This window comes from Nocardia sp. NPDC046763 (assembly GCF_040645495.1).
GTDB lineage: Bacteria > Actinomycetota > Actinomycetes > Mycobacteriales > Mycobacteriaceae > Nocardia.
In genome coordinates this window covers 195,004-211,858 of sequence record NZ_JBEYYI010000014.1, presented here as the reverse complement: position 1 = coordinate 211,858, position 16,855 = coordinate 195,004, and the positions used below count along the sequence as shown (strand labels likewise).

Annotated in this window: 16 protein-coding genes and 1 pseudogene; 9 read left to right on the top strand and 8 right to left on the bottom strand. The window is 69.8% G+C overall.

Going from position 1 to position 16,855, the window contains the following annotated elements:
* A pseudogene (locus tag ABZ909_RS23645) lies at nucleotides 1-455 on the top strand (Fe-S oxidoreductase); the annotation flags it as partial.
* Nucleotides 456-762: 307 nt separating this feature from the next.
* Here ABZ909_RS23645 and ABZ909_RS23640 read toward each other — a convergent pair.
* The 3 genes from ABZ909_RS23640 to ABZ909_RS23630 all read right to left on the bottom strand — a co-directional run bounded on the left by ABZ909_RS23640 (nucleotide 763) and on the right by ABZ909_RS23630 (nucleotide 2,583).
* Nucleotides 763-1,344, bottom strand: a complete 582-nt coding sequence (locus ABZ909_RS23640; protein ID WP_357003067.1) for a carboxymuconolactone decarboxylase family protein — start codon at nucleotides 1,342-1,344, stop codon at nucleotides 763-765.
* Nucleotides 1,344-1,667, bottom strand: a complete 324-nt coding sequence (locus tag ABZ909_RS23635) for a hypothetical protein (protein ID WP_357003065.1) — start codon at nucleotides 1,665-1,667, stop codon at nucleotides 1,344-1,346. Before ABZ909_RS23635 ends, ABZ909_RS23640 begins: the two co-directional genes overlap by 1 nt.
* Nucleotides 1,668-1,770: 103 nt before the next feature.
* Nucleotides 1,771-2,583: an alpha/beta hydrolase gene (locus ABZ909_RS23630; protein ID WP_357003063.1), complete on the bottom strand. Its 813-nt coding sequence runs from the start codon at nucleotides 2,581-2,583 to the stop codon at nucleotides 1,771-1,773.
* A 297-nt stretch (nucleotides 2,584-2,880) separates the two neighbouring features.
* Between ABZ909_RS23630 and ABZ909_RS23625 the strand changes: the two genes are divergently transcribed.
* Complete coding sequence (locus tag ABZ909_RS23625) at nucleotides 2,881-3,711, top strand: helix-turn-helix domain-containing protein (protein WP_357003061.1); 831 nt, start codon at nucleotides 2,881-2,883, stop codon at nucleotides 3,709-3,711.
* 116 nt (nucleotides 3,712-3,827) lie between these two features.
* Here ABZ909_RS23625 and ABZ909_RS23620 read toward each other — a convergent pair whose 3' ends face one another.
* Complete coding sequence (locus ABZ909_RS23620; protein ID WP_357003059.1) at nucleotides 3,828-4,586, bottom strand: NUDIX domain-containing protein; 759 nt, start codon at nucleotides 4,584-4,586, stop codon at nucleotides 3,828-3,830.
* 77 nt (nucleotides 4,587-4,663) lie between these two features.
* Between ABZ909_RS23620 and nadA the strand changes: the two genes are divergently transcribed.
* The 3 genes from nadA to nadC all read left to right on the top strand — a co-directional run bounded on the left by nadA (nucleotide 4,664) and on the right by nadC (nucleotide 8,573).
* Nucleotides 4,664-5,728 (top strand): quinolinate synthase NadA, encoded by a 1,065-nt coding sequence (gene nadA, locus ABZ909_RS23615; RefSeq protein WP_357003057.1) that lies wholly within the window; start codon nucleotides 4,664-4,666, stop codon nucleotides 5,726-5,728.
* Nucleotides 5,729-5,758: 30 nt separating this feature from the next.
* Entirely contained in the window at nucleotides 5,759-7,609 is a 1,851-nt protein-coding gene (locus ABZ909_RS23610; RefSeq protein WP_357003055.1) for an L-aspartate oxidase, read from the top strand.
* Between the two features lie 103 nt (nucleotides 7,610-7,712).
* Nucleotides 7,713-8,573, top strand: coding sequence for a carboxylating nicotinate-nucleotide diphosphorylase (nadC, locus tag ABZ909_RS23605; RefSeq protein WP_357003053.1), 861 nt, complete (start codon nucleotides 7,713-7,715; stop codon nucleotides 8,571-8,573).
* Between the two features lie 60 nt (nucleotides 8,574-8,633).
* On the opposite strand, the gene ABZ909_RS23600 is transcribed toward nadC, so the two are convergent.
* The 3 genes from ABZ909_RS23600 to ABZ909_RS23590 form a co-directional block, all read right to left on the bottom strand.
* Nucleotides 8,634-8,816, bottom strand: coding sequence for a hypothetical protein (locus ABZ909_RS23600; RefSeq protein WP_357003051.1), 183 nt, complete (start codon nucleotides 8,814-8,816; stop codon nucleotides 8,634-8,636).
* 84 nt (nucleotides 8,817-8,900) lie between these two features.
* Complete coding sequence (locus ABZ909_RS23595) at nucleotides 8,901-9,398, bottom strand: TerB family tellurite resistance protein (protein ID WP_357003049.1); 498 nt, start codon at nucleotides 9,396-9,398, stop codon at nucleotides 8,901-8,903.
* Between the two features lie 280 nt (nucleotides 9,399-9,678).
* Nucleotides 9,679-10,857, bottom strand: a complete 1,179-nt coding sequence (locus ABZ909_RS23590) for a winged helix DNA-binding domain-containing protein (RefSeq protein WP_357003047.1) — start codon at nucleotides 10,855-10,857, stop codon at nucleotides 9,679-9,681.
* Nucleotides 10,858-10,986: 129 nt separating this feature from the next.
* Between ABZ909_RS23590 and ABZ909_RS23585 the strand changes: the two genes are divergently transcribed.
* The 4 genes from ABZ909_RS23585 (at nucleotide 10,987) to ABZ909_RS23570 (ending at nucleotide 15,807) form a co-directional block, all read left to right on the top strand.
* Nucleotides 10,987-11,940 carry a prolyl oligopeptidase family serine peptidase gene (locus ABZ909_RS23585; RefSeq protein ID WP_357003045.1) on the top strand — a complete coding sequence of 318 codons (954 nt, stop codon included), beginning with the start codon at nucleotides 10,987-10,989 and terminating at the stop codon, nucleotides 11,938-11,940.
* Nucleotides 11,941-12,034: 94 nt separating this feature from the next.
* Complete coding sequence (locus tag ABZ909_RS23580) at nucleotides 12,035-12,979, top strand: NAD(P)-dependent oxidoreductase (protein ID WP_357003043.1); 945 nt, start codon at nucleotides 12,035-12,037, stop codon at nucleotides 12,977-12,979.
* An 80-nt stretch (nucleotides 12,980-13,059) separates the two neighbouring features.
* The gene (locus tag ABZ909_RS23575) at nucleotides 13,060-13,956 is read left to right on the top strand and encodes an arylamine N-acetyltransferase (protein WP_357003041.1); all 897 of its coding nucleotides are present in this window, start codon (nucleotides 13,060-13,062) and stop codon (nucleotides 13,954-13,956) included.
* Nucleotides 13,957-14,223: 267 nt separating this feature from the next.
* Nucleotides 14,224-15,807, top strand: a complete 1,584-nt coding sequence (locus ABZ909_RS23570) for a serine/threonine-protein kinase (RefSeq protein WP_357003039.1) — start codon at nucleotides 14,224-14,226, stop codon at nucleotides 15,805-15,807.
* A 107-nt stretch (nucleotides 15,808-15,914) separates the two neighbouring features.
* Here the strand turns inward: ABZ909_RS23570 and ABZ909_RS23565 are convergent, their stop codons facing one another.
* Nucleotides 15,915-16,799, bottom strand: a complete 885-nt coding sequence (locus tag ABZ909_RS23565) for a helix-turn-helix transcriptional regulator (RefSeq protein WP_357003037.1) — start codon at nucleotides 16,797-16,799, stop codon at nucleotides 15,915-15,917.
* Nucleotides 16,800-16,855: the final 56 nt, after the last annotated feature.

The following is a 16,855-nucleotide window of genomic DNA, read 5'->3' as shown; positions in this document are numbered from 1 at the left end:
GCGGTCTGGCCATGAAGGGCGGGCTCAAGGCTCCCGGCGGCAAGGGTCTGGCCATGAAGGGCGGCCTGAAGGCCCCGGGCGCGAAGGCTCCCGCCGCCGAATCCGCCTCCGTGGCTGCGACTCCCGCCGAGGCGGCCACCAAGGCTCCGGCCCCGGCCGCCGAGGCCAAGCCGTCCATCGCGGCCAAGGGCCTGGCCATGAAGTCCGGCCTCAAGCGCCCCGGCCCGAAGGCTCCCGGCGCGGCCGCCCCGGAAGCGCCTGCGGCTCCGGCGGATTCGGCTCCGGCCGAGGCCGCTCCGGCCGCCGAGCCCGCCGCTCCGGCCGAACCGGCCGAACCGGCCGCGACGGCGAGCAATGGCACGTCGGAGGGCAAGGGCGCGGCCAAGCCGCCGGCCGCCAAGCCGGGTGGCCTCGGCTTCAAGTCGGGCATGAAGGCTCCGGGCGGGAAGAACTAGGCCCGGCTCGAAAGAGCAAGCGGCCGAATCGAATCGACGTGGGCGGCGCTACCGGTGGTAGCGCCGCCCACGTCGTGTTCCGTGGCGAGGCCCAGGGGACCGTTTCGCGATCGCCGTCGCGAACTCATCCGGCGCGTGTTCCCGAATGAACTGCTGCGCGCGCGGCAGCTCGACTGCCTCGAGATCGGTGAATGTCGCACGCATTCGCGGGATATGGCCCTTCGCCATCATGATCCGGGTCCGGAAGCTGGACCCGGTGACCGAGCCGGACCGGTCGGCGACGATGCCGGTCCAGGCGGCCCCGTGGCTAGCGGTATCCGCGCTTCAGGAGGTATTTGGCGCCGGCGTCGAAGGCCGCGGGGGTGAGGAGGTCGAAGCCGAAGGCGTCGGCGAGGCGGTTGGTTGTGTTGAAGGCGGTGCAGACCGCCAGGGCATCTTCGATCTGTTGTGGGGTTACGCCGGCGGACAATGCTTTTCGCATGTCCTCGGCGGTCACGGTGCCCTCGCGGGTGAGGGTGCCGAGCAGGTGGAGGGTGGCGCGGAGAGGTTCCTCGATCGGGGCCGAATCCAGGTCCGAGAGGACGGCTCGGACGCGGGTGTCGTCCGCGTAGGCCAGGCCGGCGGTGGCGGTGTGGGCGCCGATGCAGAACGCGGATTCGTTGAGTGTGGAGACGTAGGCGGCCATCAGTTCGCGGTCGGCCACCGACCAGGCCGACGGGCCGCGCATTGCCTCGTGGGTGAAGGCTTTCGACGCGTTGCCGTAGAAATCGGGGCGGTAGAAGACCAGTTTCGCGGCATCGGGGACGGGCTGGCGGGAGAAGAGCTGGATGAGCGTGAACAGCAGTTTGGTGGTGGGGCGGTAGCCGGTGTCGAGGATGTCGGGGCGCATCAGTGGGCCTCCTTGGCGGTGGCCTCGGCGAGGGCGGCCGAACCGGCCTCGTAGAGGCGGGCCGATTGGCCGACCGCCGCGCAGATCACCAGCTCGAAGAGCTGATCCTGGCTGTAGCCGGCGGCCTCGGCGGCGGCGAAGTCCGCGTCGGTGATCTGCGTGGGTCGGGTGGCGACCTTGTCGATGAGGTCGCGCAACGGTGGCGGTAGATCGGCATTGTGGAAGGCATCGGCCCGCAGCTCTTTCGGTGCGGTGCCTGTCCCGTTCAGGACCCGGTCGACCAGGGTGCGGTGTGCAGTGCGATTCCTGTCCTCGGTTGCCACGACTACCTCCGTCGCCTCAGCTACCTTCCTTTCCCTGTGACCACCATAGGCCCGCGCTCGGAGCTTGGGCCAGGTCCTCGGCCCGAGTGCTGGTGCGGGGTGCTCACGAGGCGTGAATACTGGTGAAGGACAGCAGGGTCTGCGCCGTCGTGTGTGGATTCTCGACGAACGGGGAGTGGCCGACGTCGGGGATCGTGACCACGGTAGCGCCGGGGACAGCCTGATATTCGGCAGTAGAGGTGCCCGGGCGCCAGCGGCGGTCCTGGTCGCCGAAGATCACCAGCAGGGGTTTGCCGAGAGCGGTCAGGCGGTCCGGGAGGGTGCGCTGGGTGATGTAGTCGGTGCTGGCCGTGTCAGTCGCGATGAGAGCGTGGTAGGTCATGCCGCGCAGGTCGTCGACGAACTGCTGGGGAATGGGGTAGGTGTCGGTGGCGAAGGCGCTGTGCAGGGCCTGACGCAGGAGGTCGTCGGTGCGAACCTGCCAGAGCAGGTCGCCGACGCCGGGGGTGGTGAGCAGTTGGGACGCCGGGCTTTCGGAGGTGTCGTCGCTCATGGCGGGACCGGCGTCGATCAAGGCCAGGCCGGTCACCAGATCGGGGCGTTGTTCGGCGACCGAGGTGGCGACCGCCCCGCCGGTGGAGTGGCCGACGACGAGGGCGTGCCGGATGCCGAGCTGGTCCAGCACACCGGCGACCCGATGTCCCTGCTGCGGAATCGAATAATCGTCCCCCGCGGGTTTGGCGGATCCGCCGTGGCCGAGCAGGTCGACGCGAATGATGTGATAGCCGGGCAACAATCGCACCACCTGATCCCACCAGTGGGCGGACGCCCCGAGGCCGTGGATCAATACCAGCGCGGGATCGTCGGTGGGGCCGTCCTGGCTGACATGGATGTCCTGGCCGTCGACGCTCAACATCGAATCGCCTGTGGCAGCGGCGCTTTGCGGTGCCGTCACCGTCGCGCAGCTCAGCACGAGTAGCGCCCCGGTGACAGCCGCGGCGACCAGGCGTCGCGGGCCGTGCATCCGGGCGCTTCGGTGGTCCCGCTGTTCCTGCGGATGGTGGGCCCACTCTGCTTGCGAATGGCCGAGGTGTCGGGCCCGGTGTGCTTGCGAAGGGTCGTGGAGTGCAGCTGAGGAATTCACGCACTCACTGTCGCCGTCGCTGCATCCTGTCGGCTTGAACAAATGTTCCGCGGCCTCCACCATGAAGTCGTGCGCACCGCTGGGCCCGAACCTGTATGGGATGTCGTCTGCCCGTCGCGGCCCAGCCGGATCCCCGGAGTCCGCATGGCCGGATTCCGCGATCACGGGGTGAACCCGGTCGATCAGCTGGCGCTGCCGCACCCCGACATCACGCTGCTGCTGGAGTTCGGTCCCGGCTCGGTCACGGTCGGCGATGCCGCCTGCCAGTGCCGGGGCAGCCTCGTCGGTGGGCTCGGGACCGGCACCCGCCACGTGCGCGGCGAGCAGGTCGAATGTGTACAGGTGCGACTGTCTCCCCTGATCGCGGGCCCGCTCCTGGGCGTCTCCCTCGCCGAATTGTCCGACGCCCTGGTCCCTTTGGATGCCCTGTGGGGCCACGAGTCCGCGCTGATCCGCGAATGCCTGGCCGAAACCCCTTCGTGGGATGCGCGTTTCGCCTTGGTCGAGGCGCTGCTCACCCGCCGCGCCGCAGCTGCCCCGTCGGCGGACCCGGAGGTGGTCTGGGCCTGGCGCCGCATCCGATCCGGTCACGGACTGGTCCGTATCGATGCCCTCGCCGACGAACTCGGCTGGACCCGCAAACGCCTGTGGTCCCGATTCCAGACCCAACTCGGCCTGCCCCCCAAACGCGCCGCCACCCTGGTCCGCTTCGACCACGCCGTGCACCGCCTGGCCGCCGGCACCGACCCGGCCCGCGTAGCCGCCGAAACCGGCTACGCCGACCAATCCCACCTCCACCGCGACATAGTCGCCTTCTCCGGCATCACCCCCACCGCCGTCGCCGTCACCTCCTGGCTGACTGTCGACGACGTCGCCTGGCCGACCACCACACCCCACTGACCATCGACAACGGATCTCCGGGCCGCAGCCGGAAACACTCCACGGCACAGTGGATCCCATGGGAGGCACCGAAGACATCGAATCGATCCGCCGCATGGCCGGGCTCTCGACAGGTATCAGCTCGGCGGCCGCAGCGCGGCGAATTCGTCGGTCACCCGGATCACGGAGTCGCTGAAGCGGTAGACGGCGGCGGGCCGCCCGCCCGCGCGCCCGGGAGAGGCCGTCGCCCCAGTCGGTGTGATCACCTTGCGGCGGGTCAGCACCCGCTGCAGGTTGGTGGTGTCCACGTCGTATCCCAGTGCCGCGCAGTAGATCTCGCGAAGCGTCGACATCGTGAAGGTGTCCGGCGCCAGGCCGAACGCGATATTCGTGTAGGAAAGCTTGGCGACCAGTCGATTTCGCGCATGACGGACGACAGTGCCGTGATCGAACGACATGGCCGGCAGGTCCGATACCGGATGCCAACGGGTGTCGGGCGGCAGCACCGGCTCCGCGGTCAGCGGCACCAATCCCAGATAGGCCGACGCGATTCGCCGATCTCCGGGCACCCGATCGGGATCGCTGAACACCCACACCTGCTCGAGATGCGTCAACTCCCGTACATCCACCTTCTCGGCGAGCTGCCGGGCCGCCGACGCATCGAGGTCCTCGTCGTCGCGCAGCCGGCCGCCGGGTAGTGACCAGGTGCCCTTGGCGGGGTCCAGGGCCCGCTCCCACAGCAGCACCGCCAATTCCGTGCGCTGGCCGGGCGGGCACCGGTCCGGTGTCGCACTGCGCGCGATGATAGCGCTCTCACCTGCACGGATGGTGTCGGGGAAGCGACGAACCTGGAACACGGCGGTGAGCGTTTCGTGGATGGTGCTACGATGGGCCACGTTTTCGATTGTAAGTCGAAAACCGGTTGGATGCGAATCGGCGAGGTTGCCGAGCGCATGAGAGAAGGAGCCATGCCATGGCTGCAGCAGTGGGCGCGACGATGACGCTGACCGAGCGCATCACGGACGGCCCGTCGGGATACTCCGGCGTGGAGGCCACCCCCGAATGGGCGGCGGAGATCAAGCGGCTTGCGCGTGAGCGCAATGCCACCATCCTGGCGCACAACTACCAGCTGCCCGAGATCCAGGACATCGCCGACCACGTGGGCGACTCCCTGGCCCTGTCCCGGATCGCCGCGGAGGCGCCCGAGGACACCATCGTCTTCTGCGGTGTGCACTTCATGGCCGAGACCGCCAAGATCCTCAGCCCCGAGAAGACCGTTCTCATCCCGGACCAGCGCGCGGGCTGCTCGCTGGCCGACTCCATCACCGCCGAGGAGCTGCGCGACTGGAAGGCCGACCACCCGGGCGCGCTGGTGGTCTCGTACGTGAACACCACCGCCGCGGTGAAGGCGCTGACCGACATCTGCTGCACCTCCTCCAATGCCGTCGACGTGGTCGCCTCCATCGACCCGGACCGCGAGGTGCTGTTCCTGCCGGACCAGTTCCTGGGCGCGCACGTCAAGCGCGTCACCGGCCGCGAGAACATGCACATCTGGATGGGCGAGTGCCACGTGCACGCCGGTATCAACGGCGACGAGCTCAACGAGCAGGCCCGCACCCACCCCGACGCCGAGCTGTTCGTGCACCCCGAATGCGGTTGCGCCACTTCGGCTCTCTACCTGGCGGGCGCGGGCGAGTTCCCGGCCGACCGGGTGCACATCCTGTCCACCGGCGGCATGATCGACGCCGCCAAGGCCGCGGCGGCGCGGAACGCCAAAAATGGCTCAGCGAACCAGGTCCTGGTCGCCACCGAGGTCGGCATGCTGCACCAGCTGCGCAAGGCCGCCCCCGGCATCGACTTCCAGGCCGTCAACGACCGCGCCTCTTGCCAGTACATGAAGATGATCACCCCCGCCGCCCTGCTCCGCTGCCTGGTGGAGAACCGCGACGAGGTCCATGTCGATGCCGAAACCGCTGCCCTGGCCCGCAACTCGGTGCAGCGCATGATCGAGATCGGCAACCCCGGCGGCGGCGAGTAGCCACGTCCCCCGTCAGGGGAGGGATGAGCAATGGTGAATACATCGATTTCCATCACCTGGGAAGCCGAGGCGGATCTCGTCGTCGTGGGTGGCGGGGTGGCCGGCCTGACCGCCGCGCGGACCGCGTCCCTACGCGGACTGCGGGTGCTGACGCTCAGCAAGGGCGGGCCCACCGACACCTCCACGCAGTACGCGCAGGGCGGGATCGCGGTGGTTGCGCCGCACGGAGATTCGGTGGAATCGCACGTGCACGACACCGTGGTCGCCGGGGCCGGGCTGTGTGACGCCGAGGCGGTGCGGTCCATCGTCGAGGGCGGGCAGCACGCGGTGGCCGCGCTGACCGACCTGGGCGCGGTGTTCGATCTCGGGCGCGACGGTCAGGTGTCGCGGACCCGGGAGGGCGGGCACAGCACCCGCCGCATCATTCACGCGGGCGGTGACGCCACCGGTGCCGAGGTGCAGCGGGCGCTGAACACCGCTGGACTGTCGGTGCTGTTCGGGGCCGTCGTGCTCGACCTCGTGACCGGACCCGAGGGCGTGCGCGGCGTTATCGCGGTGTCGGGCAAGGGCTTCGGCATCGTGCACGCGCCCGCCGTGCTGCTCGCCACCGGCGGGCTGGGGCAGCTGTACGCGTGCAGCACCAATCCCGCCGGCGCCACCGCCGACGGCATCGCGCTGGCGCTGCGGGCCGGGGCGCTGGTGTCGGACCTGGAATTCGTGCAGTTCCACCCCACCGTGCTGTTCACGCCCGGCGGCCTGGGTCGCCGCCCGCTGATCAGCGAGGCGGTGCGCGGCGAGGGCGCGATTCTGGTGGACTCCGAAGGCAATTCGGTCACCGCGGGCGTGCACCCCCGCGGCGATCTGGCCCCGCGCGACGTGGTCTCCCGCGCCATCGAGGCCCGTATGCACGAACTCGGCACCGACCACGTGTACCTCGACGGCCGTTCGATCGACGGCTTCCCGCAACGATTCCCGACCATCACCGCCTCCTGCCTGGCCGCGGGCATCGACCCCACCACGGATCTGATCCCGGTCGCGCCGGCCGCGCACTTCCAGTGCGGCGGCATCCTCACCGACACCTCCGGCCGCGCCACGGTGCCCGGCCTCTACGCCGCCGGTGAGGTGGCCCGCACCGGCCTGCACGGTGCGAATCGCCTGGCCTCCAACAGCCTGCTCGAGGGCCTGGTGGTCGGCGAGCGCGCGGGCGCGGCGGCCGCCGAACGCCAGGGCGCGGCCCGCCCGATCGCCGAGGTCGGCCCGCTGCGCTTCCCCCGCGCGGATCGAAAGTTGCTGCAGGAGCTGATGACCGAGCACGCCTCGGTCGTCCGCGACGGCGACGGCCTGCGCGCCGCCATCCTGCGCATGGTCGGCCTGGTCGCCGACAACGCCGCGCCCGACATCACCGTCGAATGGACGCTGAACCATCGCGCGAATGGTGCATACGTGACACACGAGCCGGTGAACGGGAACGGCGCAGCCGTCGGCCGCGCCAACGGTGAAGTGCCGGAAGGCGATCCGAACAGCGGCGCGAATCGGACAACCGCTCGCGCGGTCGAGGCCGGTGTGCCGGACGGCCGGGCCGGCGGTGCCGTGGACGCGTCGAGCGATGGCGCGGTCGCGCACTCCGATTCGGCGGCGGCGATCATTCGCGAGCTGGAGGACTCCGCGCTCACGCTGACCGCGCGGGCGCTGCTGGTCGCGGCGGCGGCGCGCACCGAGAGCCGCGGCTGCCATACGCGGTCGGATTACCCGGAGCCGCGGGAGGAATTGCGGCGCAGCACCGCGGTGCGGCTCGGGTCCGACGGGCGGCCGAAGCTGGTTGCCGACGGCGTCGAGCCGGAGCAGACGTGGGGTCGGGCCACCGTGCCCGCCACCTCGTGACGGGCGTGGCCGCCATGCCGGAGCTCGCCGTCCCGCACGGCTTCGCGGTCCGGAACGGCATCGCCCGGGGTACAGGACAAGTCATCGAACAAGGAGTGCAGCAATGACTCTCGACGCCGGACTGGATCGCGACGCGGTGGTCGCGCTCATCCGCACCGCCCTCGACGAGGATCTGCGGTACGGGCCTGATATCACCACGCTGGCCACGGTGCCCGCGGACGCGGTCGCCAAGGCGGACATGGCTTCTCGCCAGCCGGGCACGGTGGCGGGGCTGGATGTCGGCCTGCTGGTGCTCGACGAGGTGCTGGGCGCGGGCAATTACGAAGTCGCCGGCCGTGTCGCGGACGGCACCCGGGTGCAGCCCGGTGATGTCGTGCTCAGCCTGGCCGCGCCCACCCGTGGCCTGCTCACCGCCGAGCGCACCCTGCTGAACCTGGTGTGCCACCTGTCCGGAATCGCCACCGCCACCTCCCGGTGGGTGGACGCGGTGGCGGGCACCGATTGCCGTATTCGCGACAGCCGTAAGACCCTGCCCGGCCTGCGGGCCCTGCAGAAGTACGCGGTGCGGGTCGGCGGTGGCGTCAATCACCGCATGGGCCTGGGCGATGCCGCGCTCATCAAGGACAACCACGTGGTGGCCGCGGGCTCGGTGGTTGCCGCGCTGCGCGCTGTGCGGGAGCTGAACCCGGACATCGAGTGCGAGGTCGAGGTGGACAGCCTCGACCAGCTCGACGCTGTCCTCGCCGAGGACGTGGAACTGGTACTGCTGGACAACTTCCCGCTGTGGGCCACCCAGGCGGCCGTGCAGCGCCGCAACACCCGGTCGCCGCGCACCAAACTCGAGTCCTCGGGCGGACTCTCGCTGGACATGGCGGCCGACTACGCCCGCACCGGCGTCGACTACCTGGCGGTCGGCGCGCTCACCCACTCCGTCCGGGTGCTGGACCTCGGACTCGATATGTGAGACGGCCCGTCCCGTCGATTCACCCCCGGTGTGCCGCTCCGCCGGGGGTGAATCGTCTGGTCAGCGCCGGTACACGGGCGGATCGACGAGCCAGCCGATGCCGCCGCAGCCGGTGCACAGGATGGCCGCCCCGCTCTCGGAACAGCCTGCGGCCCCGCTGCCTTCGCACCACGCGCAGTACCGCCAGCCTCGATCGGGGTGGACGGTGTCGAGCAGAATATTGAGGAACCCTTGGATCGCCATGCAGAGTGAATCCCCTCGCTGGGCAGTAAACGCTCCAAGAATGCGGGACGGCTCCGGGCAATGTCCAGCAAGAGCCAGAGGGCTTTACAGACCGAATTCGTGCGGGTCCAGACGCAAAACCTGACAAGCCTCGCGAATCACCGTGAGCGCGTGTGCGCCGAGTTCGCCGTCGGATTGCCCGACGATCAACCCGATCTGCACCACCGCGGCCCCCTGCTCGGGATAGTCGGTGGCCTTGGAAATCTGCGCCATCACATAGGCGTGCCCGAAGGCCGGATCCATGATGAGCCGGGCGCAGTTGTCCTCGAACAGATTTCGCAGGTCCTCGGGCGAACGCAGGCGCAGGACCTCGTGCGCGCCGACCATCTGCGCCACCCGCATGCGCGCCGCGGGATCGATGCGCCCGTCGGTCGCCGACAGCACCGCGCACATACCCAGCGCCGCATCCCGGAAGGCGTCGCCCCACAGGTCGTTTCGCGGCGACGCGGGTGCGGGCCGCCCATCCGCGGAGCTACCGTGCGGCGCGTCGGCCGAATCGATGTGCGGTGCAGCCGGGGAGACCAGCCGATTCGTCAACGCCATGACACACTCCGAAAACTCGCCGAACCCCTGGACCTCCCCGTGTCCCGGCCCGGATCGTGCGAATAACAATGCCGACAGTAACAGTCTGCCGCCCGGTAGGCCCGCAGAATTTCTCCGAATACTCGTGGGCAGCAACCTCACAGTAGTGTCCGGGCGGGCTCGCAACCGTCGAAGACCCTGCCATGCAATGAGATCGACATTCGATCGCAAACTCACAACCGATCCGCGGTACGGATCGCGGATCGGCGCGGCGGTATTCGACGGAGTGTCGGTGCGCGGCTCAGGCGGTGAGCTCGCGTTCGAGCGGCGTTCGGAACCGGGGAATCGGGCGGACATCGCCGTACCATGCCCCCATGCGTTCGGCTTCCGCGGCGATGGCGCGCTCGGCGTCGGAGCCCGCGTCCTCCAGCAGCCGCCAGACGATCTCGCCGTCCGGGCGCTGTGCCCAGCCGCCGATGATACGGCCGTCCCACCAGACCGTCGGGCCGACATTGCCATTGCGGTCGAAGAGCGCGGACTGGTGCGAGCCGAGGTACCAGTCCCGGGACTGCCAGCCCATCGGCGTGGGGTCGAGGGCGGGCAACAGTGCGGCCCAGGGTTCCGGAGCGGGAGTCGATTCCAGATCGTCGGCGAGGACCAGCCCGGTCTCGCCACCCAGGTCTACCTCGGCGGTATCCACCAGCGCGAGCGCCTTGCGGACCTCGCCCAGCGTCCACCCGGTCCACCACTTGAGATCGCTCACCGGTGCGGGACCGAAGGTGCGCAACCACTTCCGGATCAGCTCCGCCCGCGCCTCGTCCACCGGCAGCGCTGGAATCCCCTCCGGCAGCCAGGATTCGATGGGCGCCCAGGTGTACTGGCTGCTGGCCCAGCTCCCATTGGGCCGTCCGCGCACGATCTGGCCCTCGCAGCCCAGCGTCAACAGCACCCAGGTGGTGATATTGGTCGGCTTGGAATAGGGCTTGCCCGGCGCGGTGTCGACCTGGGTCCGCAGCCGCGGCACCTCCTTGCCCAACTGCGCCCCGGTCGCGCTGCCCCGCGCCAGCAGCGCCGCATGCGTCTCGGCCTCGACCTCGTTCAGCCACGCGGTGACATTTCCGGTCACCGCCCCGGACTGTTCGATGTACCGCCCATAGGTCTTGCGCTGCTTGTGCGCCAAGGCATCCGCCACCGACGCCTGCAGCACCGGCACCAGGTCGACCGGTGCGACGAACATGGTGCGCCGCATGGCCAGCATGCGCAGCAGCGTCCGATCGTCGTAGAGCGCCTTGTCCACGTGCCCGGGTTCGATGCCCACCCCGCGCGCCGCGACGGACAGGTACACGGTGGCCGGATCGGTGGCGTGTAGCACCACCATCGACCGCACGATCGGCTCGACCGCGTCGTCGCGCACCCTGTCGGCCAGCCGGTGCCGCACCCCCAGCCGAGCCCGCCGCTCCGCGGCATCCATCGAACGCATGGTCGAATCCTAGCCTCTGTCACCCGAATCCGCGTGCGCCTCGCCGCCCGGGAAAATGCCCGGCGTGGGTACCCGGCCGGGCCGAACGGACGTGCGACGATGCGGGACGTGGGTGTCCGGTGGCGAGGGATGCGGGTGGTCGGTGCGGTCGCGGGCGTGCTCGCGGCGACGGTGGTTGCGGCCCCGGTGGTTTCGAGTGCGTCACCCGGCGACGTGTCGATGCGGCCGGTGACCCTGGAGGTGGACGGTGAGACCGCCACCGGCCGGGTCTACGAACCCGATGGCGGCGCACGCGGACTCATCGTGGCGGTGCACGGCCACGCCGGCGGTGCGAGCGACTTCCCCGACTACCTGGCCTCGATCGTCCGGCAGACCGGCGCGGCCCTGGTCACCATGGATCAGCGCTCCGACAACGGCACCTGGCGGACCGGGGAGTGGAACGTCTGGGCCGGCTGGCGCGACACCGTCGCGGCCACCCGGTGGTACCGCGGCGAGCACCCCGGCATCGGTCCCACGGTGCTGTGGGGCTGGAGTCAGGGCGGTCTGACCAGCGGGCTGGCCGCCGCCTATGCCCCGCCCGGCACGTACGACTACTGGGTCGACACCTTCGGCCACGCCGGCGACGTCACCGCCTGGCTCGAATCCGGCCTGGCCGGACCGCAATTGCGGGGCGAGATCGAACGCGACGCGGGCGGCTGCACCCCGATCACCTGCCTGCGGTCCTACCTCGACCGGTCGCCGGTGCTCATGTCCAACCGCATCGACGTCAAGCGCGCGGTCCTGCTGCACGGCACCGCCGACTCAGTGGTGCCCTACACCCAGACGCTCGAAATGCGCGCCTCGCTGACCCTCTTCGGCCACCCGGTCTCCATGTACACCGTGGTCAGCGGCCGTGATCTGGAGGGCCGCGTGGTGTCCGGCGGCCACGGCATCAATCCGGTGTTCTTCGAATCCGGTTGTGTGGTCCAGCGATTGCTGCTCGGCAGCGAACCGCTGGGCGGCGACCACGACTACCTCGTCGATGTCGCGGCCGGCGTGAACACCGCCCCTCCTGCACCCCCGAACGCCAAATGCGCGGCCTGACCGCGGCCGCTCGCGTTGACCACGATCCACCCGATCCCGTCCCGGTCAGTAGGCTCACTGTCGATATCGGCGCGGTGAGACAGGATGAGGCGCAATGAAAGTCGTGGTGGCTGGGGCGACGGGAGCGATCGGGCGGCCACTGGTCACGGCGCTGCGCCAGGCCGGGCATCAGGTGTACGCGCTCACCCGCGGCGGTCGCGGCGCCGAGGTCGCACGCTCGCTCGGGGCCACCCCGCTGGTCGCCAATGTCATGGACCGCTCGGACCTGATGCGCGCCACCGAGCGACTCACCGCCGACGCGGTCATCCACGAGCTCACCTCCTACCGGTACTCGCCGCCGACCCACTATCACGCGCCGGGCCTGTTGCGCACCAACGCGTTACGCGAGATCGGCAGCAAACATCTGGTGGAGTTGGCCCAGCGCACGGGTGCGCGCCGCTATCTCACCCAGTCGCTCATCCTCGGGTACGGCCTGCGCGACCACGGCTCGCAGCTGGTGACCGAGCAGGACCCGTTCGGTCGCATCCAAGGCGACGTCACCGACGGCATCATCGGCGCGCTGCACGAGGCCGAATCGAGCGCCTGGCGCGCACCCGGCATCGACGGAATCGCCCTGCGCTACGGCCTGTTCTACGGTCCCGGCGCGTCGGAGAGCTTCGTGCGGGCGCTGCGGCTGCGCATGCTCCCGCTGCCGAGCACGGGGACCGGATACGTCGGCTTCATCCACCTCGCCGATGCCGCCGCCGCGACCGTCGCCGCCCTCGAACGCGGCGCCCCCGGGCAGGCGTACAACATCGTCGACGACGAGCCGATCACCTGGGACACCATGTTCGACGCCATGGCCGAGACCGTCGGCGCGCGGCCGCCGCGCCGGCTCCCGGCGCGCCTGGTGCGCATGGCCTCACCGCTGGCGGCCGCCCAGATGCTGGACTTCTCCATCCGCGTCTCGAATGCCAAGGCGCGCGCCGACCTGGGCTGGAAGCCGATGTACCCCACTTACCGCGAGGGCCTGCCCACCCTGGCCGACCCCGTGCGCTGACCCGGCATCCGCTGCCGCCGGAACACTTTCCCGCCGAATACCGTTCATCTTCGCGAATCCGGCGCAACAGGAAGGCAGCGATGACCACACCGGCGGACCCCTCGTACACCTGGCAGGGTGTGGACCTCGACCTGGACGCCTACCTGGCCCGGATCGGATTCACCGGCGAGCGCACACCCACCCTGGCCACCCTGCGTGAACTCGTGCGCGCCCACACCACCACCATCCCGTTCGAGAACCTGGAGATCATTCTCGGCCTCGGTATCCCGCTGGATCCGGAAGCGCTGCAGGACAAGCTGATCCGGCGGCGGCGCGGCGGGTACTGCTACGAGAACGTCGGCCTGTTCGCCGCCGCGCTGGAGCGGCTCGGCTTCGAGTTCACCGCCATGTCGGGCCGCGTCACGCGCGGCGCGACCAATCTGCGCCCGGCCACCCACGCGCTGCTGCGGGTGAAGGCCGCGGACGACGAGCGCCGCTGGCTGTGCGATGTCGGCTTCGGGTGGGGTCCGCTCGAACCGGTCGAGCTGGCCCCTGCTCGCGGTGAATTCAGCGCGGGCGCATGGCGTTTCCGGCTGGAACGGACCGCCGATGCCGCCGGCGGCGAGCTGTGGACCCTCTACCAGTTCGGCCGGGACGGCTGGGTGGATCGCCACACCTTCGTCACCACTCCGCAGTACCGCGTCGATTTCGCGGTCGGGAACCACTACGTGTCCACCTCGTCGCGCTCGCCGTTCACCATGCGGCCGTTCGTGCAGCGCTTCCACGCCGAGGCGCACCACCAGCTGGACGGCACCACCTGGACCACCAGCTACCCGGACGGCTCGGAGTCGGTGCGCGAACTGGAGGTCGCCGAGTTGCCGAAGGTGCTCGCGGAGGTCTTCGACATCGAGCTCGACGAGGCGGACGCCGCGCAATTGATGCGCGCCGAGTGGCCCGCGGCGGTCTCTGCCCCGGCTCCGGGGGTGAAAGGTCGCTGAACGCCATCGGTGTGCGGGAGCGAACACGCACCAAACCAATTGGTCTATGTCCCGTCATAGATGTACTTCGACCAGCGATTTCGCGTAATCGGTCACGCGGCGGTCACCCGATTGCGGCGTAGATCTCACCGAGATCTCGCTCATATCTCACGCTGACGTCGGAGATCCGCGCGTCGCCCGCTACACTCGTGCGGGGAAACGCGCGGGCAACCGCATTGTCACAGTCGTCTCGGAGAACTTCGGAGTAGTGCCATCGAAACCGGCCAAGTGATCGCAGGGCACTACCGCCTGGTCGAACGGATTGGTAGCGGCGGCACAGGTGTCGTCTGGCGAGCCGTGGATCAGCGGCTCGAACGTTCCGTGGCGGTCAAGCAGATCCTCACCCAGCCGAGCCTGTCGGATGCAGACAAGGACATCGTGCGACAGCGTGCCGCACGCGAGGCTCGCAACGCGGCCCGGTTCCAGCACCCGAACGCCATCGTCGTATTCGACATCACCGAGCACGAGGGTGACCCGTGCCTGGTCATGGAGTATCTGCCGTCGCAGAGTCTGGCGGTGGTGCTGTCCGCGCAGGGCACGCTGCCGCTGCCGCAGGTCGCCCGCATCGGCGAACAGGTGGCATCCGCGCTCATCGCCGCGCATCGCGCCGGGATCGTCCACCGCGACGTCAAGCCCGGCAACATCCTGCTCGGCGACAACGGCGCCGTGAAGATCACCGACTTCGGCATCGCCAAGTCCAAGGGTGACGTCACGCTGACCGCCACCGGACTCATCTCCGGCACCGCCGCCTACCTCGCCCCCGAGGTCGCGCGCGGGGCGGAACCGACGCCGGCCGCGGACGTATTCGCCTTGGGCGCCACGCTCTTCCACGCACTGGAAGGCGAACCGCCGTACGGCACCAACCCGAATCCGCTGGCGCTGCTGTACGCGGCCGCCAACGGCCAGATCAGCGAACCGCGCAATGCCGGACCGCTCAGCGATCTGCTGCTCAGCCTGCTCAGCTTCGAGCCGGAGGACCGGCCGAGCATGCTCGACGTGCGCGACATCATGGCCGAATTCGCCGAGGTCGGCCCGGATGCCGAGGCCACCCGGGTGCTGGCCGCCCGGCGCTCGGGCCCGGTCGGCCCGTCGGCCGGCGCCGCTCAGCGCTCCGCGCCGCGGCAGACCACCCGGCAGATGGAGCGCCGCCAGTCGGCCGACATCCCGACCGGCGCCATGAGCCAGGCACAGCTGCTGGAGACCCCGCCGCCGCGCCCGCCCATGAACGCCGGCCCGCCGACCCGCAATCATCCGGCGCCCGAACCGGATTCGGGTTCCGGCTCCAAGAAGAAGCTGGTGTTGATCCTGGTGGCCGCGGTGGTCGTGGTGGCCGGCGGTATCGCGTACGGCCTGTTCGGCAACTCCGGTTCGAACAGCTCCTCGGGCGCGGGCACGAACAGCAGCTCGGTGAAGGCGTCGGTCACGGCCAGCGCCACCAAGGGCGTACCCTCGGGCCTCGGCCAGACCAAGAGCGCCGGGACGGTCAGCTTCGACGCCGCCGTCGATGCGGTGCAGTCGTTCTGGGACGACGTGACCTACACCCGGTACTCGGATGCCTGGAAGCTGCTGACCCCCGCCGCTCAGCAGGTCTACGGCAATCAGCAGGCGTTCCAGACGTATTGGACCGGGAACCCGGTCCAGAAGTACTCGAGCATCCGGGGCGCCAATGGCGGCGGCACGGTCAACCCCGATGGTTCGGTCGATATCGTGCTGGACTCGCTGCAGACCAAGAACGGCCCGACCAAGTCGGTGAACATGCGGGTGATCGACGCCGGCGGCGGCAGCCTGGAGATCGACAGCGACACCAAGTAGGCCCGGCAGCGACACCGAGCAACCTCGGCATCACACTGCGCCGCACCGGTTTTCCGGTGCGGCGCAGTGCGTTGCTCGGGTGGGTGGTACCGCGCTGGGTGGGAGACTCAGCCGAGTTTCGCCGGATCGGCGGCGAGACAGGCCAGCAGTCGTAGTCCGTCGGCGCTGGGGGAGCCGGGTTCGACGTGATGGGCGACCAGCGCCTGATCGGGATCGTCGGGGAGACGGAGGGTTTCGAAGCCGAGCTCCAGACGGCCCACGATCGGGTGGCGGTAGATATGGCGCCCGTGGGTCTTGTCCTTGAGCTCGTGCCGCTTCCACAGCTCCGCGAATTCCGGGCTCCGGGAGTTCATTTCGTCGATGAGGGCGGTGATGCGCGGGTCACCGGGATTGCGGGCGGCATCCAGGCGCAGGTAGGCCACGGTGTCGGCGGCCTTGTCGTCCCAGTCCTCGTAGAGATCCTTCCCGCCCTCGTCCAGGAAGACCAGGTGCAGGAAGTCGCGCTGCGCGGGCGGGAGCGCGCCGAAATCCGTGATCAGGGCCGCCGCCAGGCGATTCCACGCCAGCACGCTGACACCGCGACCGACGATGTAGGCCGGGACGTCGTGGGCGGTGTCCAGCAGCCGGCGCAGGCCCGGGCGCACCTCCTGCACGGCGGGCGGCTCCTCACCCGACCACGGGCGGGCGAGGCGGTAAAGATGGTCGCGCTCAACCTGATTCAGCCGCAGGGCCCGCGCCACCGCATCCAGCACCGACTCCGAGAACTGCAGGCTGCGGCCCTGTTCCAGGCGCACATAGTGATCCACGCTGACCCCGGCCAGCAGCGCCAGCTCCTCGCGGCGCAGGCCCGGAACACGGCGGCGCGCACCGTGATCCACCAGACCCACCTCCGCGGGGCTGAGCCGGGCACGGCGGGAGCGCAGGAATTCACCGAGTTCGGCGCGACGGTCCAAGGTCATGCGATCGGTAACCACGAGCGCGGCTGATTCCATCCGGCACCGCATCCTGGTCACGCGGTGCCCAGGCAGACGCAGCACTGTCTGCCCCG